Annotated in this window: 25 protein-coding genes; all 25 read left to right on the top strand. The window is 36.1% G+C overall.

What is annotated here, in order from left to right; all coding sequences use genetic code 11:
* Nucleotides 1-15 precede the first annotated feature (15 nt).
* The 25 genes from meaB to wecB all read left to right on the top strand — a co-directional run bounded on the left by meaB (nucleotide 16) and on the right by wecB (nucleotide 22,759).
* The gene (gene meaB, locus BHF71_RS03830; protein ID WP_141705326.1) at nucleotides 16-957 is read left to right on the top strand and encodes a methylmalonyl Co-A mutase-associated GTPase MeaB; all 942 of its coding nucleotides are present in this window, start codon (nucleotides 16-18) and stop codon (nucleotides 955-957) included.
* 151 nt (nucleotides 958-1,108) lie between these two features.
* Complete coding sequence (gene rpoE / locus BHF71_RS03825) at nucleotides 1,109-1,570, top strand: DNA-directed RNA polymerase subunit delta (RefSeq protein ID WP_069656347.1); 462 nt, start codon at nucleotides 1,109-1,111, stop codon at nucleotides 1,568-1,570.
* Between the two features lie 202 nt (nucleotides 1,571-1,772).
* Nucleotides 1,773-3,380 (top strand): CTP synthase, encoded by a 1,608-nt coding sequence (locus BHF71_RS03820; RefSeq protein WP_069656346.1) that lies wholly within the window; start codon nucleotides 1,773-1,775, stop codon nucleotides 3,378-3,380.
* A gap of 152 nt (nucleotides 3,381-3,532) precedes the next feature.
* Nucleotides 3,533-3,976: a response regulator gene (locus BHF71_RS03815; RefSeq protein WP_069656345.1), complete on the top strand. Its 444-nt coding sequence runs from the start codon at nucleotides 3,533-3,535 to the stop codon at nucleotides 3,974-3,976.
* A 122-nt stretch (nucleotides 3,977-4,098) separates the two neighbouring features.
* Nucleotides 4,099-4,953 carry a class II fructose-1,6-bisphosphate aldolase gene (gene fba / locus BHF71_RS03810; RefSeq protein WP_069656344.1) on the top strand — a complete coding sequence of 285 codons (855 nt, stop codon included), beginning with the start codon at nucleotides 4,099-4,101 and terminating at the stop codon, nucleotides 4,951-4,953.
* A 14-nt stretch (nucleotides 4,954-4,967) separates the two neighbouring features.
* Nucleotides 4,968-5,612: a fructose-6-phosphate aldolase gene (fsa, locus tag BHF71_RS03805; RefSeq protein ID WP_069656343.1), complete on the top strand. Its 645-nt coding sequence runs from the start codon at nucleotides 4,968-4,970 to the stop codon at nucleotides 5,610-5,612.
* Nucleotides 5,613-5,669: 57 nt separating this feature from the next.
* Nucleotides 5,670-6,929: a UDP-N-acetylglucosamine 1-carboxyvinyltransferase gene (locus BHF71_RS03800; protein WP_069656342.1), complete on the top strand. Its 1,260-nt coding sequence runs from the start codon at nucleotides 5,670-5,672 to the stop codon at nucleotides 6,927-6,929.
* A gap of 58 nt (nucleotides 6,930-6,987) precedes the next feature.
* Nucleotides 6,988-7,950: a class II fructose-bisphosphatase gene (gene glpX, locus BHF71_RS03795; protein ID WP_069656341.1), complete on the top strand. Its 963-nt coding sequence runs from the start codon at nucleotides 6,988-6,990 to the stop codon at nucleotides 7,948-7,950.
* A 66-nt stretch (nucleotides 7,951-8,016) separates the two neighbouring features.
* On the top strand, nucleotides 8,017-9,330 hold the full coding sequence (gene rho, locus BHF71_RS03790) for a transcription termination factor Rho (RefSeq protein ID WP_245683812.1): 1,314 nt from the start codon (nucleotides 8,017-8,019) through the stop codon (nucleotides 9,328-9,330).
* Between the two features lie 111 nt (nucleotides 9,331-9,441).
* Nucleotides 9,442-9,642, top strand: a complete 201-nt coding sequence (gene rpmE / locus BHF71_RS03785) for a 50S ribosomal protein L31 (protein WP_069656339.1) — start codon at nucleotides 9,442-9,444, stop codon at nucleotides 9,640-9,642.
* Between the two features lie 69 nt (nucleotides 9,643-9,711).
* Nucleotides 9,712-10,293 (top strand): thymidine kinase, encoded by a 582-nt coding sequence (locus BHF71_RS03780; RefSeq protein WP_069656338.1) that lies wholly within the window; start codon nucleotides 9,712-9,714, stop codon nucleotides 10,291-10,293.
* Between the two features lie 58 nt (nucleotides 10,294-10,351).
* Nucleotides 10,352-10,936 (top strand): YhcN/YlaJ family sporulation lipoprotein, encoded by a 585-nt coding sequence (locus tag BHF71_RS03775; protein WP_069656337.1) that lies wholly within the window; start codon nucleotides 10,352-10,354, stop codon nucleotides 10,934-10,936.
* A gap of 158 nt (nucleotides 10,937-11,094) precedes the next feature.
* Nucleotides 11,095-12,168 carry a peptide chain release factor 1 gene (gene prfA, locus BHF71_RS03770; RefSeq protein WP_069656336.1) on the top strand — a complete coding sequence of 358 codons (1,074 nt, stop codon included), beginning with the start codon at nucleotides 11,095-11,097 and terminating at the stop codon, nucleotides 12,166-12,168.
* Between the two features lie 5 nt (nucleotides 12,169-12,173).
* Nucleotides 12,174-13,031: a peptide chain release factor N(5)-glutamine methyltransferase gene (gene prmC, locus BHF71_RS03765; protein WP_069656335.1), complete on the top strand. Its 858-nt coding sequence runs from the start codon at nucleotides 12,174-12,176 to the stop codon at nucleotides 13,029-13,031.
* 92 nt (nucleotides 13,032-13,123) lie between these two features.
* The gene (spoIIR, locus tag BHF71_RS03760; RefSeq protein ID WP_069656334.1) at nucleotides 13,124-13,780 is read left to right on the top strand and encodes a stage II sporulation protein R; all 657 of its coding nucleotides are present in this window, start codon (nucleotides 13,124-13,126) and stop codon (nucleotides 13,778-13,780) included.
* A gap of 265 nt (nucleotides 13,781-14,045) precedes the next feature.
* Nucleotides 14,046-15,104: an L-threonylcarbamoyladenylate synthase gene (locus tag BHF71_RS03755; RefSeq protein ID WP_425425375.1), complete on the top strand. Its 1,059-nt coding sequence runs from the start codon at nucleotides 14,046-14,048 to the stop codon at nucleotides 15,102-15,104.
* Between the two features lie 67 nt (nucleotides 15,105-15,171).
* Nucleotides 15,172-15,729, top strand: coding sequence for a manganese efflux pump MntP (locus BHF71_RS03750; protein ID WP_069656333.1), 558 nt, complete (start codon nucleotides 15,172-15,174; stop codon nucleotides 15,727-15,729).
* A 3-nt stretch (nucleotides 15,730-15,732) separates the two neighbouring features.
* On the top strand, nucleotides 15,733-16,452 hold the full coding sequence (locus tag BHF71_RS03745; protein WP_069656332.1) for a ZIP family metal transporter: 720 nt from the start codon (nucleotides 15,733-15,735) through the stop codon (nucleotides 16,450-16,452).
* A gap of 23 nt (nucleotides 16,453-16,475) precedes the next feature.
* Entirely contained in the window at nucleotides 16,476-16,955 is a 480-nt protein-coding gene (locus tag BHF71_RS03740) for a low molecular weight protein arginine phosphatase (protein WP_069656331.1), read from the top strand.
* A 103-nt stretch (nucleotides 16,956-17,058) separates the two neighbouring features.
* The gene (locus BHF71_RS03735) at nucleotides 17,059-18,354 is read left to right on the top strand and encodes a methyl-accepting chemotaxis protein (RefSeq protein WP_069656330.1); all 1,296 of its coding nucleotides are present in this window, start codon (nucleotides 17,059-17,061) and stop codon (nucleotides 18,352-18,354) included.
* 137 nt (nucleotides 18,355-18,491) lie between these two features.
* A complete protein-coding gene (gene rpiB / locus BHF71_RS03730; RefSeq protein ID WP_069656329.1) occupies nucleotides 18,492-18,938 on the top strand; it encodes a ribose 5-phosphate isomerase B in 447 nt (148 codons plus the stop codon).
* A 4-nt stretch (nucleotides 18,939-18,942) separates the two neighbouring features.
* The gene (locus tag BHF71_RS03725; protein ID WP_069656328.1) at nucleotides 18,943-19,488 is read left to right on the top strand and encodes a TIGR01440 family protein; all 546 of its coding nucleotides are present in this window, start codon (nucleotides 18,943-18,945) and stop codon (nucleotides 19,486-19,488) included.
* A gap of 51 nt (nucleotides 19,489-19,539) precedes the next feature.
* Nucleotides 19,540-20,784 carry a serine hydroxymethyltransferase gene (locus tag BHF71_RS03720; RefSeq protein ID WP_069656327.1) on the top strand — a complete coding sequence of 415 codons (1,245 nt, stop codon included), beginning with the start codon at nucleotides 19,540-19,542 and terminating at the stop codon, nucleotides 20,782-20,784.
* 188 nt (nucleotides 20,785-20,972) lie between these two features.
* On the top strand, nucleotides 20,973-21,602 hold the full coding sequence (gene upp, locus BHF71_RS03715; protein WP_069656326.1) for a uracil phosphoribosyltransferase: 630 nt from the start codon (nucleotides 20,973-20,975) through the stop codon (nucleotides 21,600-21,602).
* 11 nt (nucleotides 21,603-21,613) lie between these two features.
* On the top strand, nucleotides 21,614-22,759 hold the full coding sequence (gene wecB / locus BHF71_RS03710; RefSeq protein ID WP_069656325.1) for a non-hydrolyzing UDP-N-acetylglucosamine 2-epimerase: 1,146 nt from the start codon (nucleotides 21,614-21,616) through the stop codon (nucleotides 22,757-22,759).
* Nucleotides 22,760-22,926: the final 167 nt, after the last annotated feature.

Genomic DNA, 22,926 nt, shown 5'->3' with positions numbered 1-22,926 from the left:
ATGTGGGTGTTAACCTTGGAAATTCTAGTAAAAAAGCTGCTTCAAGGAGATAAGAGAAGTGCTGCTAAAGCGATCTCGATTGTTGAAAATAATTCACGAGAAAAGAATCAATTGCTCAATCTTATCTATCAACATACCGGAAAAGCAAAGGTTATTGGAATTACGGGATCACCAGGGGCAGGTAAAAGTACATTAGTCGATGGTTTAATCCAAGAAATTCGGAAAAATGGCTTATCTGTTGGTGTGATAGCAGTTGACCCAAGTAGCCCTTTTTCTGGTGGAGCTCTCTTGGGAGATCGGGTCAGAATGCAAAGACATGCTAATGACCCTGAAGTTTTCATCAGAAGTATGGGTAATAGGGGTACGCTAGGTGGATTATCGAGGGCAACAAATGAAACTATCAAGATATTAGATGCGATGGGGAAAGATATAATCATCGTTGAAACCGTTGGTGTTGGTCAATCCGAATTAGATATTATAAATATTGCAGACTCGATAACTGTTGTTCTCAATCCGGGTTCAGGTGATAGTGTTCAAGCTTTTAAAGCTGGTATTATGGAAATAGCAGATATTTTTGTGATAAATAAAAGTGATTTATTAGGAACGGAAAAATTATTAAATGAACTCAAAATGTTAATTGATACTTCAAAACAAAATTATGGATGGAAACCACCGATTATCAAAACAATAAGCATCGAGAAAAAGGGTATTGATTTATTGTGGAAGAAGATATTAGCACATTTAGAACACATCAGAAAGACCGGGATCTTAGAAAAAAAACGGTACCAAAATGCAGAGAGAGAATTATTTCTAATTCTCCATGATATATTTCAAGATAAGGTGAATAAATACACCAAGACCAATGATTATACCTCACTGAAAGAAGCTATGCTCAAAAAGGAATTAGCTCCGACACAGATAGCGGGTAGAATTTTTGATGATATAATCACTTCGTAATGTTTCATTTGACATCTGTAAAAATTTCGTTAAAATATTCATTGCTAGAAAAAACAGATTAATGCATTTCACAGCATTATTGTATAGTGTTCAATTGTTATATATAATATGATTATTCTTTCTGAGCGCATAGAGAAAGGTGTGTCTAAACATGAGCAAAATTAACTACGTATTTGATGACAAAAGAGTTAGTGAATTACCTTCCATTGATATTGCTTATGAAATTCTTAAGCAAACTAGAAAAACTTTTTACTTTAATGATCTAGCGAAAGAAATTTCAGAAATCAAGGGCATAGACCAAGAAGAAATGCTAGATAAACTGTCACAATTATATACAGAAATCAATATTGATGGTAGATTTGTTCATTTAGGAGATAATGAGTGGGGATTAAAGAGTTGGTATCCTCTAGATAAAGCAGAAGCAATCCACTTTGTCCGTGATGATGATACTGATGATTTGGATGATTTAGTATTAGATGATGAAGAAACCACAGTTGTTGAAGCTGAAGAACCATTCGTTGACGAAGATGTTGAAGAAGTTGATTATTATGATGAAGATTTAGATGAAGATTTTGAAGAAAGTGATATCGAAGATCAAGAGGAAGATATTTAAGATAAATCTTGACATTAGCATTACTTGCTTGTAAACTACTGTATGGGCTTTAGATTTATGAACGTTAAAATATTGTTAAATAAAACAAAAGTGCCCCTTTTTTTGGGGAGTCACTTTTGTTTTTTTGTTTTTAAGGGAAAATTATTAGCATTAAGCAGTGACATTACAGACTTTATAACGAGCAAAAGAGGGGGAATGACAGTTGACAAAGTACATATTTGTTACAGGAGGAGTAGTATCGTCATTAGGTAAAGGTATTACAGCCGCTTCCTTAGGGAGGTTGCTAAAAAATCGAGGTCTAAAAGTTACAATTCAAAAGTTTGATCCTTATATAAACGTCGACCCAGGAACAATGAGTCCCTACCAACATGGAGAAGTCTTCGTTACAGACGATGGTGCAGAGACTGATTTGGATTTAGGTCATTATGAACGTTTTATTGATATTAACCTAAGTAAGAACAACAATGTTACTGCTGGGAAAATTTATTCTTCAGTAATAACTAAAGAAAGACGTGGCGAGTATCTAGGAGGAACGGTACAAGTAATACCGCACATAACAAATGAGATAAAAGATCGGATATATAGAGCAGCGAAGGAAACAAATGCAGATGTTGTGATAACTGAGATCGGTGGAACAGTAGGAGATATTGAAAGCTTGCCTTTTCTTGAGGCAATACGTCAATTGAAAAATGATGTCGGGCGCGAAAATATCATGTATATCCATGTAACATTAATTCCTTATATTGCGGCATCTGGGGAATTGAAAACAAAGCCTACCCAACACAGTGTAAAGGAATTACGTAGCATCGGTATTCAACCAAACGTGATAGTATGTCGTACAGAATATTCATTATCAGAAGATATTAAGAGTAAAATTGCGTTATTCTGTGATATCGAGAAAGATGCAGTAATTGAAGCATTAGATGCAGATACATTGTATGATGTTCCTTTAATGTTGCAAGAGCAAGGTTTAGATGAATATGTAGTGAGACACCTAAAACTAGCTGCTCCAAAAGCAGATATGACTGAATGGACTCAACTTGTTAACAAAATTAAAAATCTTAAATATAATACAAGAATTGCGATTGTTGGAAAATATGTTTCATTGCATGATGCCTATTTAAGCGTAGCAGAAGCTCTATATCATGCAGGATTTGCTAATGATTCTGAAGTAGAAATTAAATGGGTAGACGCCGAAGAGGTTACAAAAGAAAATGTTGACCAATTATTAGATGATGTAGATGGAGTTTTAGTTCCAGGTGGCTTTGGTGATCGGGGTATTGAAGGTAAAATAACAGCGATTAAATACGCGCGTGAGAATAAAAAGCCTTTCTTAGGAATCTGTTTGGGAATGCAACTAGCTGTTATTGAATTCGCTAGAAATGTAGTGGGACTGAAAAATGCTAACAGTTCAGAGTTTGATCTTAAGACAGAACATCCAGTAATTGACATCTTACCTGAACAAAAAGATATCGAAGACCTTGGTGGAACTATGCGTCTTGGGGTCTATCCATGTAAACTTGAAGAAGGTACAAAAGCCAAAGAAAATTATCAGGCAGACTTAATATATGAACGTCATCGTCATCGTTATGAGTTTAATAATGAGTATCGTGAACAATTACAAAATTCTGGATTAAAAATATCTGGAGTTTCTCCAGATGGTAAACTGGTTGAAATTGTAGAAGTTCCAAACCATCCATGGTTTGTTGCGACCCAATTCCATCCTGAATTTACATCTAGACCAAATCGTCCACAACCGTTATTTAAGAATTTTGTTAAGGCGGCACTGCAATTAAAGCAGGGTGAATAAAATAATAACTTCAGCTGTTGACTATTAACTTGTCGACAGCTTTTTTAATTGCAAAACATATCCAAAAAAAAGCAGGAAATAATAACCTATTTGACGAATCATTTTTTTAACAAATACCATAGAATGACAAAAAATGATAGAAGGAGGTGTCAATGTTGTCTCAGGAAGCGATAAAAAATAAAAAAATTCTAATTGTTGACGATCAGTACGGGATTAGATTACTATTAACAGAAGTTTTTAATAAAGAAGGATATCAAACATTCCAAGCTGCTAACGGTAAAGAAGCTATCATAATCGTTCGAAAAGAATCTCCAGATGTTGTACTGTTAGATATGAAGATTCCTGGTATGGACGGGCTGGAAATCTTAAAACATATTAAAAAGATAAAAAATGACTTGAAGATAATCATGATGACTGCCTACGGAGAATTGGATCTTCTTGAAGAAGCAATTCAATGTGGCATCGTTACATATTTTAGTAAGCCATTTGATATTGACCATATTAGACAGGCTGTTTATGATGCTCTGTTTAATGATTCAGAACAGCAAAAGGCGAACGGAGAAAAGAATGCAGATGAAATAATGACAAAAATTTGATATAATCAGATATCGTATTGTATTGTTTTACTAATAATTTATAATACTAAATATGTCTGACCATAGGTTAGAGATTAATCAAGATCGTACATAATCAACTGTTTTGAAAGGAGACTGTTTTTATGCCATTAGTTTCAATGACAGAAATGTTGAAAAAAGCAAAAGAAGGTAAGTATGCTGTTGGTCAATTTAATATGAATAATCTTGAATTTACTCAAGCTATCGTAGAGGCTGCAGTAGAAGAAAATTCTCCTGTTATCTTAGGAGTTAGTGAAGGTGCGCTAAGATATATGGGATTGGAGTATACTGTAGCAATGGCAAAAGCTGCAGCAGAAAAAGCTGATATTCCAATAGCGTTACATTTAGATCATGGAAGTAGCTTTGAAGTAGCTATGAAACTAATCGGTGCAGGATTTTCTTCAGTTATGTTTGATGGTTCCCACTACTCATATGAAGAGAATGTGAAGTTAACGAAAAAAGTGGTTGAAGCTGCACATGCAATGGGGGTTTCTGTAGAAGGAGAATTAGGAACCATTGGAGGAACTGAAGATGATGTTTCTGTTGCAGAAGAAGATGCACTTCTAGCGAACCCAGTTGAAGCTGTCCAGTTCTATAAAGAAACAAACGTAGATGCTTTAGCAATTGCTGTAGGTAGTGCACATGGTGTATATAAAGGAGAACCAAAGATTCGTTTTGATATAATTGATGCTGTAAGTAAAGAAATCGATATTCCATTAGTACTACACGGTGGTTCAGGCATCCCAGATGAAACGATTAAAAAAGCTATCAGTTATGGAATTGGAAAAATCAATGTAAATACAGAAAATCAAATTGCAATGACTGAAAAAATCAGAGAGATTTTTGCTAATGATAGCAAAGTTTATGACCCAAGAAAATATTTAGGACCAGCTCGTGAAGCGATCAAGGAAGTTGTAAGAGATAAGATTCGTCTATTTGGAAGCAATGGTAAAGCTTAAGGGAGGCCTTGGCAATGAAATTTTTTATTGATACAGCCAATGTTGAAGAAATACGTGAAGCAGCTAAATGGGGGATTCTATCTGGGGTAACTACCAATCCTTCACTTATTGCAAAAGAGGGTAGAAAGCTAGAAGATGTAATAAAAGAGATTGATGAAATTGTTGATGGTCCTATCAGTGCTGAAGTAATAGGCTTAGAAGCAGAGAAGATGATCGAGGAAGCAAAAGAGCTTGTTAAGATATCCGATAACATAGTTATAAAAATCCCGATGACTTTAGAAGGACTAAAAGCAGTTTCCTACTTGAGTAAGAAAGGAATCAAAACTAATGTAACCCTTGTTTTTTCAGCTAATCAAGCGTTGATGGCTGCTAGAGCAGGAGCTACATATGTATCACCTTTCGTTGGTAGATTAGATGATATTGGACATGATGGAATTGCGTTGATTGATGAGATTCATCAGATTTTTGCCTATCACGGCATTGAGACAGAAATAATAGCAGCAAGTATCAGAAACCCTTTACATGTAACTAAAGCTGCTAAAGTTGGTTCTGATATTGCCACTATTCCATATAAGGTGCTTAAACAAATGGTAAAGCATCCTTTGACTGACATCGGCATTGAAAAATTCCTTGCTGATTGGGAAAAGACTCAATCATAAATTTAAAAAGCACTTTCCTATGGAGAGTGCTTTTTTAGCAGATTGGAGGATTCATCTTTGGAAAAATTGATGATAAGGGGCGGGGAGCATCTGTCAGGAAGAGTCACAATTAGTGGTGCTAAAAATAGTGCAGTTGCTTTAATTCCTGCAGCGATTTTATCTGACGAGAAGGTGGTTATTGAGAATCTTCCTGATATAAAAGACGTTTATATGCTTGCTGAAATATTGCAATACTTAGGCGCGGAGATAGAGCATCATGATGGTACCATGGTTATTGACCCCAAAAATATGGAACCTAAACCAATGTTAAATGGAAGAGTTAAGGAACTAAGAGCATCTTACTATTTGATGGGTGCATTATTGGGGAAATTTGGAGAAGCGCAAATCGGCTTGCCAGGAGGATGTAACCTAGGTTCTCGGCCAATTGATCAACATGTTAAAGGATTTAAAACCCTTGGAGCGGAAGTCACAAATGAATCAGGAGCACTCCATTTAAAGGCAAAGACTTTGGTAGGAAATCGAATCTACTTAGACACAATAAGTGTAGGTGCAACCATTAATATCATGTTAGCAGCTGCTAGAGCTAAAGGACAAACAATTATTGAAAATGCTGCAAAAGAACCAGAAATTGTTGATGTAGCAACTCTTCTTAATTCAATGGGTGTCAAGATTACAGGAGTGGGGACAGACATTATCAAAATTCAAGGTACAGACAGATTGAAGGAATGTCGTCATTCAATTATTCCGGACCGGATTGAAGCAGGAACATACATGATCATTGCGGCAGCAACAGATGGGGATGTTACTGTAGACAACGTAATTCCCAAACATTTGGAATCATTAACCGCAAAACTTAGGGAACTAGGAGCTATAGTAGAGGAAAAGGAAGATTCTATCCGTGTTTTGGGGCAATCCTTTTATAAACCTGTTGATGTAAAGACCCTTCCATATCCCGGCTTTCCAACAGATTTGCAACAACCTTTTAGTGTATTAATGACTAAAGCTAAAGGTACTAGTGTAATTACGGAGACAATTTTTTCATCGCGATTTAGACATATTGATGAGCTAAGAAGAATGGGGGCAACAGCAAAAGTAGAAGGTAGAACTGCTATTTTTGATGGCCCAACAGAACTTCAAGGTGCAACGGTCAAAGCTACCGATCTAAGAGCAGGAGCAGCTTTAGTGACTGCTGCCCTTATAGCTGATGGGATAACAGAAATTAGAGATATTCATCACATCGATAGGGGATACGAAAATTTAGAAGAAAAGCTAGTCTCTTTAGGTGCAAAGATTTGGAGAGTAATCGAGGAGGAATGAGCCGCGATTTGGGGAAATAAATTAATTAAGTAGATAAAGGGTAAAGGTGGGTGTTAAAATGGAGAGGAGTCTAACTCTCGAACTAGTGCGTGTAACAGAAGCTGCCGCTTTAGCAGCTGCTAAATGGATGGGTAAAGGTTTGAAAAATGAAGTGGATGATGCAGGAACTTCAGCAATGAGGAAGGTTTTTGATACAGTGCCAATGCGGGGGACAGTTGTAATTGGGGAAGGAGAAATGGATGAAGCTCCGATGCTTTATATAGGCGAAAAACTTGGCACAGGTACTGGTCCAGAAGTTGATGTAGCTGTTGATCCTATAGAAGGAACAAATATTGTAGCGAGGGGATTATGGAATGCTTTAGCAGTTGTTGCAATTGCAGATAAAGGTAACCTCTTACACGCTCCGGATATGTATATGGAAAAAATAGCAGTTGGACCAAAAGCTGCTGGCAAAATAGATATAAATGCCAGTGTTGAAGAAAATTTACGAATTGTTTCAGAAGCTCTAAATAAAGATATTTCAGAAGTTACTGCTGTGGTCTTAGATCGCGATCGCCATCAAAAATTGATTCAAGAGATTAGAAGAATTGGAGCTAGGATCAAGTTGATAAGTGATGGTGACGTAGCTGCTGCTATTAATACTGCTTTTGAAGATACTGGTGTAGATATATTGTTTGGTTCTGGTGGTGCCCCAGAAGGCGTTTTGGCTGCAGTGGCTTTAAAATGTTTGGGTGGAGAAATTCAAGGCAAACTTTTACCACAAAACGAAGAAGAGATCAAACGCTGTGAGCAAATGGGGATTAAGCCTAATAAAGTATTGAAAATGGATGATCTAGTAAAAGGGGAAGACGCTATTTTTGCTGCTACGGGAGTGACAGATGGAGAATTGTTAAAAGGTGTCCGTTTTCATGGGACACAAGCAACCACTCAGTCAATAGTCATGCGTGCAAAAAGTGGGACTGTAAGGGTAATTGATGGCACTCATCGCTTGGAGAAGAAGCCTAATTTGTTAATTAAATAGTGATAACCAAACATGTATAATGAATTTTTTTGAATAAAAATCCTAAGAAAAGCTTAGAATGGATTAATGGCAATTTTTAAAAAGATTAAAGTAGGTGTCAAGGTAATGGATGATTTAACTATAGCAACGTTAGAGAATAAAAAGTTAACTGAGCTTTATCAGTTGGCAAGGCAATTTGAAATACCTTATTATGGCAAAATGAAAAAAAAGGAACTCATATTTTCAATTTTAAAAGCGAAAGCAGAAAGTGCTGGCTTAATGTTCATGGAAGGGGTATTGGATATTATTCCAGATGGATACGGCTTTTTACGACCGATCAACTATCTACCAAGTGACGAAGATATTTATATATCTGCTTCCCAAATACGCAGGTTTGATCTAAGAACAGGGGATCTAGTGTCAGGAAAGGCTCGTCCTCCAAAAGAAAATGAAAGATATTTTGGTCTTTTACATGTGGAAGCTGTTAATGGTCAAGATCCCGAACTAGCCGCAGAGAGACTACATTTCCCGGCGCTAACGCCTATTTTTCCTCAGAAAAAATTAGTCTTAGAAACCTCACCAACCAATATCGCAACAAGGATAATCGATTTATTAGCACCAGTTGGCTTTGGACAACGTGGTCTAATCGTTTCACCACCGAAGGCTGGAAAAACATTACTACTTAAAGAAATAGCCAATTCAATTAGTACCAATTTTCCAGATGCTGAATTATTGATATTGCTTATTGATGAGCGACCAGAAGAAGTTACAGATATGCAAAGATCTGTAAAAGGTGAAGTAATCAGCTCAACTTTTGACGAATTACCTGAAAATCATATTAAAGTTGCAGAATTAGTTTTAGAACGTGCTCAAAGACTAGTTGAAGCAAAAAAAGATGTGATAATCCTTTTGGATAGTATCACTAGATTAGCAAGGGCATATAATCTGGTAATTCCCCCAAGCGGAAGAACGCTTTCGGGAGGGATTGATCCAGCAGCATTACATCGACCTAAGAGGTTCTTTGGAGCGGCACGAAATATTGAAGAAGGTGGAAGTTTAACGATATTAGCAACTGCTCTTATCGATACAGGTTCCCGGATGGATGATGTTATTTATGAGGAGTTTAAAGGAACAGGAAACATGGAACTTCATCTAGATCGTAGGTTAGCCGAAAGAAGAATTTTTCCAGCGATTGATATTAAAAGATCTGGCACAAGGCGTGAAGAATTGTTATTGACAAAACAGGAAATAGATAAAATATGGACTATTAGAAAATTATTGTCTGATCATAATGATTTTACAGAAATGTTCATAAAATTGTTAAAAGAGACCAAAACTAATCAGGAGTTATTGGAAAGAATAACTGAATTAAGTAAAAAGCAGAAAAAAATGACAGGATAAGATTTTACAAAAAACTGTAGTTGAAACAAATTATTAAAACGTGATATAATACGTTTTGTGTTGATAAAACTCTGTTTCGCAGATGATTCAGGGCAGAAAGAGGTGAAAGATATGAAAGAAGGAATTCATCCTAATTATAAGCTAACTACGGTAACTTGTGCGTGTGGTAATTCTTTTGAAACTGGTTCTGTAAAGGAGAACTTAAGGGTTGAGATTTGTTCTGAATGTCATCCATTCTTTACAGGTAAGCAAAAATTTGTTGATGCAGGTGGCCGTGTCGATAGATTTAAGAAGAAATATAACCTTAAGTAATTTTAAAAAGGCAAGCTTTGGCTTGCCTTTTTGTCTCTTATGAAATGGGAAAGAGGAGAGAATTTTAAAATGATGTATTATAAACATGATGGATGGATTGAATTCATCTGTGGTAGCATGTTTTCCGGTAAAAGCGAAGAATTGATCAGGAGAATTAAAAGGGCCAATTACGCTAAACAAAAAGTTCAAGTATTTAAACCAGTTATAGATGATCGATATAGTGAAAGTGCTGTGGTTTCCCATAATGGTAATCAAACAGAAGCTGAGCCTGTACATAATTCTTATGAAATTTTACAAAAAGTACTTCCAGATACTAATGTCGTGGCTATTGATGAAATTCAATTTTTTGATCATGGGATAGTGCAAGTATGTGATGAATTAGCTAATAAAGGTATTCGAGTGATATGTGCAGGATTAGACCTAGACTTTCGTGGTAAACCTTTTGGACCATCGCCTCTCATATTAGCCAAAGCTGAATTCGTGACTAAACTTCAAGCAATATGTGTCAAATGTGGTGGACCAGCATCCAGAACTCAGCGTTTAATTGATGGCAAACCTGCCAATTATAATGATCCGGTTATTAAAGTTGGTGCTTCAGAAAGTTATGAAGCCCGTTGCAGACACTGTCATGAAATTCCCGGTAAGGAATAAATAAGCAAAATTTTTTCACCTCCTCTAGGGAAAGATAATTCCTGAGGAGGTGACGCATTTGCGTACAAAAAAAATAACGATATTGCTTTTGGTCAGTCTGTTAGTGATTGTGTTGAGCGCGTGTAACGTAGGTGAACGTCGTCCTCTAACTAGAGGATACACTACACCAGATGGGATAGCACCATACACCATTTATGATAAAGATTATCGTAATGATAACCTTTATAATCGTCGCGATTATAGGTATCAATACGATAATAGGTATGGCGTTAGGGATTATGATTATCGTACTAGAAATTTTTCAACTGCTAACGTCGATGCTGATAAAATGGCGGAAATTGCTGCTAAAGTTCCAGGTGTAGATGATGCAACCGTTGTGATCGCTGGTGGAAATGCTTATGTTGCCTTAGATCTTAAAGATAGGGTCACCACAAATGAAGCGAATTCAGTTGAGCAACAGGTGTATAATGCATTGAGAAGATTTGCAACTAAATACGATATTAAAATTACATCTGATGCCGATCTATTTGGACGCTTAAGGGATATGGGAGACAATATCAGAGAAGGTACACCGCTTAATCGATATGATAGAGATTTTCGTGATTTTGACAAACGTTTCGGAACAAATTTTCGTATGAGGTAAAAATCGAATAATTTGTAACTACTTGATATACCCCTTTAGAATAATAATCTAGAGGGGTATATTTTTTAAAAATTTTTGACCTTTACCTTTATATTGGTATATAATTTTAATGTTATGCACACCCTTGTATTTTTGACAGGAACTAGGAGGTGAGTATTGTGTTTGATCGCTTACAAGAATTAGAAAAACGCTATGATAAGTTAAGCCAACTCTTGATGGATCCAGAAACAATTAGCGATCCTAAGAAGCTTAGACAATATTCAAAGGAGCAATCAGACCTAGAGGAAACAGTTCAAACTTATCGAGAATATAAAAAAGTTGTCGAAGAATATCAAGATGCTAAATCCATGCTCGCTGACAAGCTTGATGATGAAATGCGTGAGATGGTCAAAATGGAAATAGATGAATTATCCGAAAAGAAAGAACAACTGGAAGAGCAATTAAAAATTTTATTGTTACCAAAAGATCCAAATGATGAGAAAAACGTAATAGTTGAAATTCGTGGAGCGGCTGGTGGAGATGAAGCAGCTCTTTTCGCTGCTGACCTCTATCGGATGTATACTCGATATGCAGAAAGACAAGGATGGAAAATAGAACTCATTGATGCAAATCATACGGGTATAGGTGGTTTCAAAGAAGTAATCTTCATGATTAACGGTAAAGGTGCCTATAGTAAGTTGAAGTTTGAAAGTGGAGCTCATCGAGTTCAACGGGTTCCGACAACAGAATCTGGTGGGAGAATTCATACATCTACTGCTACAGTAGCTGTGCTACCTGAAGCAGAAGAAATCGAAGTCGAGATAAACGAAAAAGATATTAGGGTTGATACTTTTGCATCTAGTGGTCCTGGGGGACAAAGTGTAAACACTACTATGTCAGCGGTACGTTTAACCCATCTTCCTACAGGAATAGTTGTTTCATGTCAGGATGAGAAATCTCAGATTAAGAACAAAGAAAAGGCAATGAAAGTATTGCGAGCTAGAATTTATGAAAAGCAATTGGCCGAAGAACAGGCAAAGCTTGCTAGCGAAAGAAAGAGTCAAGTGGGAACAGGGGACCGCAGTGAACGTATAAGAACATATAATTTCCCTCAAAGTCGTGTTACAGACCATCGAATTGGACTTACTTTGCATAAATTAGATAGTATACTTGATGGTGATTTAGACGAAATCATCTCTGCACTTCAAATACATGCTCAAACAGAGTTATTAAAAGATGCTGGTATGGAGTAATAATTATGAGAATGACGATTAAGGAAGCCTATTCGTGGGCTTCTTCATTTTTAGAAAAAAATAAAATAGATAATCCAAGCTTAGAAGCGGAAGTAATGATCCGTACACTTCATAATTGGGATAGAAGTCAATTTTTTCTTAATTTGGAAATAATACTATCTATAAATAAGTATCAACAATTAAAGGAGTGGTTATATAGAAGGATTCAGCATGAACCACTTCAATATATCATTGGAACCCAAGACTTTTATGGGCGAACATTCCGTGTCACGCCAAATGTCTTGATTCCTAGACCCGAAACTGAACTTCTAATTGAAACTGTAATTAAAGAAGCAAATAAATTGTGGGGAGAAAAGCCAATTACCGCTGTAGACATTGGCACAGGTAGTGGAGCAATTGCTATCACTTTGGCTTTAGAAAAAGAAGAATGGGAAGTTCATACAGTGGATATTTCCAAAGAGGCGATTAAAGTAGCTTCAGACAATGCTGCTAAACTACATGCTAATATAACTTTTCACCATGGGGATTTATTATTGCCATTGATAAAAAAACAGATTCAAGTAGATTTAATCATATCTAATCCACCATATATCCCTAGTCAGGACATTTTAGATCTAATGCCAGAGGTTAGAGATTTTGAACCAACCCTAGCATTAGACGGTGGAATTGATGGACTTAACTTTTACCGTCAGATACTCAAACAAAGCTCAAGCATTTTAAAACTTCCGGGAATTATTGCTTTTGAAATTGGTGTTAATCAGTCAGACATGATTAAAAATTTATTTTATCAATCAGGTGCAAAAGAGGTTAAAGTACTGCCTGATTTTCAAAATATACCGCGAATTGCAATTGGGTGGTATTAAAATTTCAGATAAGAAAAAAGTCTTTTTTTCACGTTTATCTTCTTTTTTTTCTGTCCATACTGTGGATAGAGAAAAAGAGAGGGGAAACGGATATGAAAAAAGTAATCTACTTGAGCTTTGTATTTTTTATCTTATTAATGAGTTGGGACGTTAGCAAACAAGATATGGCGGTAGCCGTTGCAAACAGGACAGAAATCATTCCTGACGAAGCTATTCGTTTGCGAATTATAGCTAATAGTGATTCTCCAGAGGATCAGTGGATTAAACGAAAAGTTAGAGATGTAGTCGTTGAAAATATTGATCTTTGGGTAGAATCGATGGGGAGTATTGATGAAGCTAGATTGGTGATAAATGATCACTTACCAAAGCTAGAACAATTAGTTAAAGAAACTGTAAAAGAAAGTGGTTTTAGATATTCAGAGGGGATAAAAGTTGAACTAGGTAAGTTCCCTTTTCCTACCAAACTATATGGGCAGATAGTATATCCAGCAGGGGATTACGAAGCGTTACTAATTACATTAGGTAAAGGGGAAGGACAAAATTGGTGGTGTGTGTTATTTCCTCCCTTATGCTTTGTGGATATGTCAACAGCTGATGCTGTTGAAATGGGAGGTAATGTTGATGGCAAGGCGATTTCTGTAGACAATGTGGAAAATGTGGATGATTTGTCTTCAGAAGAGGTTGAAGTCAAGTTCTTTATTTTTGAACTATTTATGAAGCTACTGGAGTTTTTAAAATCGATTATCTGATTAGAATAACAGAATTCAAAATGGATTAATGGGTAAGCTCGATATATGAAATCGAGCTTTTTGTTGTTATTTAGCTAATTCCATAACCTAAATCGAAATATCAACAATTTTTTCACAGCTTATCAACAGAATGTTAATAAGCTGTGGATAACTAGCTATATTAGTGTTTATGTCAAACAAATATTTTGACTTGGCTAATTAATTCTTGTTTAATTGATATTAAGTGATTAAATATATGTAAGAAGACAAAGGTAGGGGAAAAGTTATGTCAGAAATTACAACTATGTTTTGGAAATTACCCCATCAAGTAGATATAAAACATCCTGATATTGTTGAAATAGCTAAAAGATTGCGTCAAGGAGAAATAATTGCTTTTCCTACTGAAACTGTTTATGGTTTAGGCGCTAATGCTTTAGATGCTAAAGCCGTTGCCAAAATTTTTGTTGCCAAGGGGCGTCCAAGCGATAATCCCTTGATCGTACATATCGCTACAATGGAGCAATTAGCTTTATTGGTAGAGGAGATTGATGAGAATAGTAGAAAGTTAATTGAACATTTTTGGCCTGGGCCGTTGACAATAATTTTCAAAAAGAAAGAAATGGTTTCAGAACTCGTTACGGCTGGATTAAATACAGTAGCTGTCAGGATGCCAAACCATCCAATAGCTTTAACAATCATTGAAGCAGCTAATTTGCCAATTGCGGCACCAAGTGCCAATCGTTCTGGAAAACCAAGTCCTACAACAGCTGAACATGTTTTTAATGACCTAAATGGAAAGATTGATGGCATTGTAGATGGTGGGCCAACAGGTGTTGGTGTTGAGTCAACAGTGATTGATTTAACTGGAGATGTTCCAATGGTTTTAAGACCGGGTGGCGTTACTATTGAAGAGTTGCAAGAAGTTTTAGGTGAAGTAAAGTTAGACCCAGCTATTGTTGGTCAGAAGGAACAACCTCGATCACCTGGAATGAAATACAGACATTATGCTCCAACAGGTGAAATGTGGATAGTTAAAGGAGATGATCGGGAGATTATTAAAAAAATCAACTCGCTTATTAAAGAAAAATCACTTATAGGGAAAAAAGTTGGTATTTTAACAACTAATGACCATCGAGAAAGTTTTCAGGAGGCAGATTTGATATTAGCCTATGGAACCAAAGATAATCTATATCCTTTGGCTGAACATTTATATGAGGCTCTCAGAATTTTTGACTTAAATGGGATTGATTATATTTTAGCGGAAGCTGTTGAGGAAAAGGGAATCGGGCTAGCTATAATGAATCGATTAAAAAAAGCCGCTGGTGAGAAATTTATTCAAATTTAGGACAAAGCTAAGCATGAATTGGAAATTTTCCGCATATCTTGGATAGATGAGGACGGAGGTATAATGTATGGGGAATCTAAATTTTGCTCAAATTATAACATTTGTGATGATGGGGATAGCATTAGGAATGGATGCTTTTTCTCTTGGTATTGGAATTGGCACACAAAGACTATCTTGGAAGCAAATTGCTAGAATAAGCATAACAATAGGTGTTTTTCATGTGTTTATGCCGCTTATTGGAATTGTCATAGGTTATTATTTCACGAATTTTATAGGTAATATAGCAACTTCGACCGGTGGTATAATTTTAATCATTATAGGTGCTAATATGATCTGGAGTTCTATTATAGGAGAGGAAAAACAGATTATTAGTTATTCTTCAATAATAGGTGTTTTATTACTAGCATTTAGTGTTAGCATCGATGCTTTATCAGTTGGGTTTACCCTTGGGTTATTTTCGGTTAGTGTTTTATGGTTTGTTGTCCTCCTATTTGGTTTTGCCGGATTTGTAATGTCGGCCTTAGGATTATCCTTGGGAAGAAAAATTGGAGATTGGGCTGGAGACTACGGTGAAGTTTTTGGTGGCATAATACTTTTAGTCTTCGGTATCAAATTCCTAGTGTGAGTTATGGGGCAGCTGTTATGGATTAGTCTTTTATCGGGTTTAGCCACAGGAATAGGAGGATTAATTGTTATCTGGTTTGGCCATCCTAATTCAAGAGTTTTGGGATTCTATTTGGGTTTATCTGCAGGAATGATGGGTATGGTCGTCCTAATAGATTTATTACCGGCATCTTTAGAATATGGAAGTATTAAAGGCACCCTTGTTGGTTTAATTACAGGAATTTTTATCATGTTAATTTTTGATTGGCTATTATCTAAAGTGTTATTTTCATCTTCATCATACCATTATCGCAATATGGGGTACTTTATGACATTGGCGATAGCATTACATAACCTTCCGGAAGGACTAGCAATCGGTGCCGGATTTGAAACCAAAGAAGAGATCGGTATTAGAGTGGCATTGATCATAGCTTTACACAATATTCCCGAAGGATTAGGGGTTGCTTCGTCCTTATATTTAGGAAATTTATCAAATCTTTTGGTCGTTTTATTACCATTAATTACTGGATTTTTTATACCAATTGGTACGATAATCAGTAATTTAATTGGAGAAATGATTCCTAATTGGATATCGATTGGATTATCTGTTGCAAGTGGAGCTATGGGGTATTTAGTAATTAAAGAGGTTGGTCCAGAGAGTCTCAGGTTAAATCGACTATCGGGACAATTTGGTGTAGTTGTAGGGATTTTATTAATGTTTATCGTATATCTTATGCATAATTGAGGCAAAGAAAAGGAGTAGATGATATGAACATCTTATTTGTATGTACTGGAAACACCTGTAGAAGTCCGATGGCAGCAAAAATTCTAGAAAAAAGAGCTAAGGATGCTAATTTAGATATTAAAGTTAAATCTGCTGGAATAGCTGCAGTAGAAGGAAGCGAAGCTTCAGAAAATGCTAAGATTATTATGAGAGATTTTGGTTCAGATGAACATAAAACAATGAGGGTGTCTGAAGAACTACTATCATGGGCCGATCTTATCTTAACTATGACCAATCAACATAAACAGATATTATTAATTCATGCTCCTCAATACGCTAATAAAATTTTTTCATTAAAAGAGTATATAGTTTCTAAATCTGAATCTAAAGAAGATATAACCGAAGAATTTAATGATTATCCAGATATTGTTGACCCTTTTGGGGGTGATTTAGAAGTTTATCGCCAGACAGCAAAAGAAATTGATCTAGCCGTCCAAAAAATGATTGAAATCTTAAAAAAATAATTAAAACTTAAAATTTGTTTAAAAATTCTGGCAGGAAAAATTAAGTTTTTGGATAACTTAATAAATTGGACATTTTAAAACACTGATGGGAGATTGGGGAACCATGGAAAAAAGAAAATTTAAAAATGGATTAACTAAGAAAATTTTGTTATCCGCAATCATAGTATCGATAATTACTTATGGAACAAGTGCCTTCTTTCTAATCGTTTTAAGGGAGTATCTAGAAAGCAGATTTGAGTTTTTAACATATGAAATGATGATTATGATTGTATTAGCATTGGGTATTTTTTGGACATCCCTTTTAGGATATATTGGCTCTAAGCTATTAACGAAACCGCTTTCAGAATTAGAGCAATCTACAAGGAGTGCCTCAACAGGGGATTTAAGGACAGAAGTTAAAATTGTTAAATCTGATGATGAACTAAGAGCATTAGGGATAGCTTTTAACAAGATGATTGAGAATTTGTCAAATATGGTTAAGGATATAAATAATAACTTTAATAGCACGGAAGGAATCGTTAATGACTTGACATTAGCTATTGAAGAAGCAGTACATACAGCAGAAAATATCGCTAAGACAATTGACGAGATGGCAAAAGGCGCCGAGTCACAGGCTATTGCAATGAACTCAACTGTTGAATCATTAAATCAAATTAACGATTTGTCCCATGAAGTGAACCTAAAAGCTGATCGAACAAAAGAATATTCACATCAAATGGAGAAAATGTTAAATCAAAGCATGGATGCGGTACATGAACTTATTGAAGGGCTAAAATTGATTACAAGAACGAATCAAGAATCTCTATCCAATGTCAAGAGTTTGGAAGAGAATGCTGATGAAATTGGTACGATTACCGAGGTTGTTAGAGATATTGCAGAACAGACCAATCTTTTAGCATTAAATGCTTCAATCGAAGCTGCTAGAGCTGGTGAGCATGGAAAAGGATTTGCGGTTGTTGCCACTGAAGTCAGAAATCTTGCTGATCAAAGTTCCAAGGCTGTACAAAACATCAGCGACTTAATTGGGCAAATGCAACAGGAAGTAGCTAGAGTGGCTGATAAAATTGCCGAACAAGTTAAGCTTGCAAATCGTGAATCAGACCGTGGAGAAAATACTAAAGATGTAATTTTTAATGTTAAAAAGTCAGTTGAACAAGTGGTAGCATCGATAGAAGAGATAAGTGTGATTGCCCAAAGACAAGTAGGACATATTCAACATACATTAGATGAAGCCAATAATGTTGCTGCCGTAGCTGATCAAACTTCTGCTGGAGCTCAAGAAATAACATCCTCCACAGAACAACAGACTGCTTTTATCGGGGAGATTGCTACTAAAATTAAATTTTTGAGGGAATCTTCATATCAATTAAAACAAACAATCGACAAATTTCAGGTCTGAGAGATGATTATCTCTCATTTTTTTTGGTAAAAAAATGAGGTATAATATGAAATTAAGGTATAATATCAAAATTTACAGTTGAATTTAAGGTTGTAAGTAACTTTAGATTAATTACATGCCAAGATGGAGGGAAATTAATGAAAGTTGCAATTGCATCTGATCATGGAGGTTATGAATTAAAAGAACATATTAAAGCAGTTATGGATAGTATGGGAATCGAATATCAAGATTTGGGGCCAAATAGCACTGAATCAGTAGATTATCCAGACTATGCTTTACCAGTGGCAAACAAAGTTGCAGCCCAAGAAGTGGACCGAGGAATATTGGTCTGCGGAACAGGAATTGGGATGTCCATTGCTGCAAATAAAGTTAAAGGAGTTCGTGCCGCATTGGTTCATGATTGTTATTCTGCAAGAGTAACACGGCAACATAATAATTCCAATGTCCTATGCTTAGGAGGTAGGACAACGGGAGTATTAGTAGCTGAGGAGATTGTTCGTATCTGGTTATCAGAAGATTTTGAAGGTGGGCGTCACGAAAGAAGAATTCAAAAAATCGAAAAAATTGAAAACAGTAGGGATTAATAACATGATGCATGATAAGATAAAAACGCAAGTTGAAATAGCGCTTGTGGATTTATTAAAGGCATTTCCAATGGATGAACGACACATCTTAGTAATAGGTGTTAGTACCAGTGAGATATTGGGGCAACATATCGGTTCGGCTGGAAGTGAAGATGTAGCTAAACAAATTTATTCCGCAATAATAGAGGCCAAGAAAAAATACAACTTTCATATAGCATTTCAAGGTTGCGAACATATTAACCGTGCCCTAACAGTTGAAAGAAAGACTGCAGAGAAATTCGGATTAGAAATAGTCACTGTTGTGCCTGTAAGAAAAGCAGGTGGAGCGATGGCTGCATATGCTTATAGACAGATGGATGATCCGGTTGTCGTAGAATTTATCAAAGCCGACGCAGGTATAGATATTGGGGATACTTTTATCGGTATGCATTTAAAGCACGTTGCTGTTCCAGTTAGATCATCTATTAAACAAATAGGTGAAGCTCATCTAACAATGGCAAAAACGCGACCAAAACTAATTGGAGGCATCCGTGCTCAATATACCATATAGATAGTAAAAAGAAATGGGCAGGGGTCCATTTGGAGAGAATGGAGGTATTCGATGGATATTCTGAAAAAGCAGGATCAAAAAATAGCTGAAGCAATTAATAAAGAGTTAAATCGTCAACGCTCAAAGATAGAATTGATTGCCTCAGAAAACTTCGTTAGTGAAGCGGTATTAGAAGCACTTGGTACAGTGCTAACTAACAAGTATGCTGAAGGTTATCCAGGTAAAAGGTATTACGGTGGTTGTGAATACGTAGATATTGTTGAAGAAGTTGCTAGGGAACGAGCTAAACAACTATTTTCAGCAGAACATGCTAATGTGCAGCCTCATTCAGGAGCTCAGGCTAATATGGCGGTCTATTTTTCTGTATTACAACCAGGCGATACTGTTTTAGGAATGAATCTTTCCCATGGTGGACATTTAACCCATGGTAGTCAAGTGAATTTCTCAGGTATTTTGTATAACTTCGTTTCTTATGGTGTAGATAAAGAAACAGAAATTATTAACTATGAAGAAGTACGAGAACTTGCCCAAAAACATAAGCCAAAACTAATTGTAGCAGGTGCTAGTGCATATCCTAGAGTTATTGATTTTGCTAAGATGAGAGAAATAGCTGATGAAATAGGAGCTCTACTAATGGTAGATATGGCTCATATTGCTGGATTGGTAGCTGCAGGAATACATCCCAATCCAGTTCCATATGCTGATTTCGTTACTTCAACCACACACAAAACATTACGTGGACCTCGTGGCGGGATGATACTTTGTAAAGCAGAATATGCAAAAGCTATTGATAAAGCTGTATTCCCTGGGATTCAAGGTGGCCCTTTAATGCACGTCATAGCTGCTAAAGCGGTTGCCTTTGGAGAGGCATTACAGCCAGAATTTAAAGAATATGCAAAGAAAATTGTAGAAAACAGCAAACGTCTAGCAAAAAGTTTAATGGATAAAGGTTTTAATCTGGCTTCAGGTGGAACTGATAACCACTTAATTTTGATCAATCTAACAAACATGAATATTACTGGTAAAGATGCTGAACATCTTTTAGATGAAATAGGGATCACATGTAATAAAAATACGGTTCCATTTGATCAAGCTAGTCCATTTATTACCAGTGGAATAAGATTAGGTACCGCTGCTATTACAACAAGAGGAATGGATTTAGGGGCTATGGATGAAATTGCTGAAATAATAGCGATGACTTTAAAAAATCCAGATAACAAACAGATCCATGAAGAGGCTAAGAAGCGGGTCGATGACCTGGTTAAGAAGTTCCCTTTATACAAAAGTATGGAATAAAGTGAACATGTAAAATAAAAAGTTGTTATTAATTAAAATCTTTAGTATAGTTGGCGAACTATACGTGTATTCCAAGCTAAAAAGCTTGAAGGGCATATCACGATAAACGCAATAAATAAAAAGGAGGACGTTGACTTAGAGAAGTGATATGCGGTTATTGATCCAAAATAAGTCAACGGATAAAAGCGATGTCTAAATTATATGTATTCGATCACCCATTAATTCAGCATAAGTTAACATACATACGAGATAAAAACACAGGTACTAAAGAATTTCGTGAGCTTGTAGACGAAGTAGCAACACTAATGGCATATGAGATTACTAGGGATTTACCATTAAAAGAGGTGACTATCCAAACCCCCGTTAGTGAAGCAAAGACAAAAGTTGTTTCAGGTAAAAAAATCGGTCTGATCCCAATATTACGTGCGGGATTAGGTATGGTGGATGGTATGCTAAAAATCATACCTGCTGCTAAAGTAGGTCATGTTGGATTATATCGTGATCCAGAAACACTAAAACCCGTTGAATACTACTTAAAATTACCTTCAGACATTGAAGAACGTGAATTAATCGTTATTGACCCAATGTTAGCAACTGGAGGTTCTGCTTCAGCAGCGATTCAACTTCTTAAAGAAAAGGGAGCAAAGAATATTAAATTAATGTGTCTAATTGCCGCACCTGAGGGTGTAAAGCGCGTACAAAATGATCATGATGATGTGGATATATATGTTGCTGCTGTCGATGAAAAATTAAATGATCATGGTTATATTGTTCCAGGACTTGGAGATGCTGGAGATCGTTTATTTGGAACAAAGTGAGGAATGCCAGAATGAAAAAAATTAAGGTTATGACCATATTCGGTACAAGGCCAGAAGCGATAAAAATGGCTCCTCTAGTTAAAATCCTGAAAGAAAAAAAAGAACTGTTTGAATGTATAGTTTGTGTTACTGCTCAACATAGAGAGATGTTAGACCAAGTTCTAGATATCTTTGAGATCATTCCCGATTACGACTTAGATATTATGCGAGATAAACAAACACTAACAGGTATAACAGTTCGTGCATTACAAGGACTAGAAGAGGTAATGCAAAGGGAAAAGCCTGACATTGTATTGGTCCATGGGGATACAAGTACCACTTTTTCGGGTAGTTTGGCGGCCTTTTATCAACAGATCCCAGTAGGACATGTAGAGGCTGGTTTGCGTACTTGGAATAAGTACTCACCTTTTCCCGAAGAACTAAATCGTCAGCTTACAGGTGTACTTGCAGATATCCATTTTGCACCGACAAAATGGTCCTTTAAGAACTTACTCCGTGAAAATAAATTAGAGAAAAATATTTATATTACAGGAAATACGGTGATAGATGCTTTTAAAACCACTGTTCGTGACGATTATAAACATCCTGTTTTAAATGAGATAGCTGATAAAAAAATGGTCTTAATGACATCCCATAGAAGGGAAAATATTGGTGCTCCCATGGAAAGGATGTTTAAAGCAATCCGGCGCTTAGTTGATAGCCATGATGATATTGCGGTTGTTTATCCCGTTCACTTAAATCCAAAAGTGAAGGAAACCGCCCAAAAAATCTTAGGAGGACATGAACGAATCCATTTAATAACTCCTCTTGATGTTGTTGATTTTCATAATTTTGAAGCTAGGGCTCATCTAATTCTTTCTGATTCAGGTGGGGTACAAGAAGAAGCGCCTTCATTTGGAGTACCTGTACTTGTTCTGAGGGATACTACGGAACGGCCAGAAGGTATTGAAGCTGGTACATTAAAGTTAGTAGGAACAGATGAAGAAGAAATCTATCGTGTTGCAAATCAGCTATTAACCGACAAAACGACTTACGATAAAATGGCTAAGGCAGCCAATCCATACGGAGATGGAAAGGCATCTGAACGTATTGCTGATGCTATACTTCACTATTTTGGATACCTAAAAGAACCACCGAAACCATTTACGACGAGTTAAAAATAAAAATGTTAGCACACTTTTGATTAAGATTATAAAAATAACAGGTTAGACTTTTTAGAATGCAAGAAGTCTAGCCTGTTTTTTCATCTATACAAAATACCACTTATATAGAATATTAGCTGATGGTATTTCTGTGATTATATAGAATACTAGCTAATAGTATT

This window comes from Vulcanibacillus modesticaldus, from assembly GCF_001730235.1.
Taxonomy (GTDB): Bacteria; Bacillota; Bacilli; order Tepidibacillales; family Tepidibacillaceae; genus Vulcanibacillus; species Vulcanibacillus modesticaldus.
This window is presented reverse-complemented; position numbering and strand designations above follow the sequence as displayed.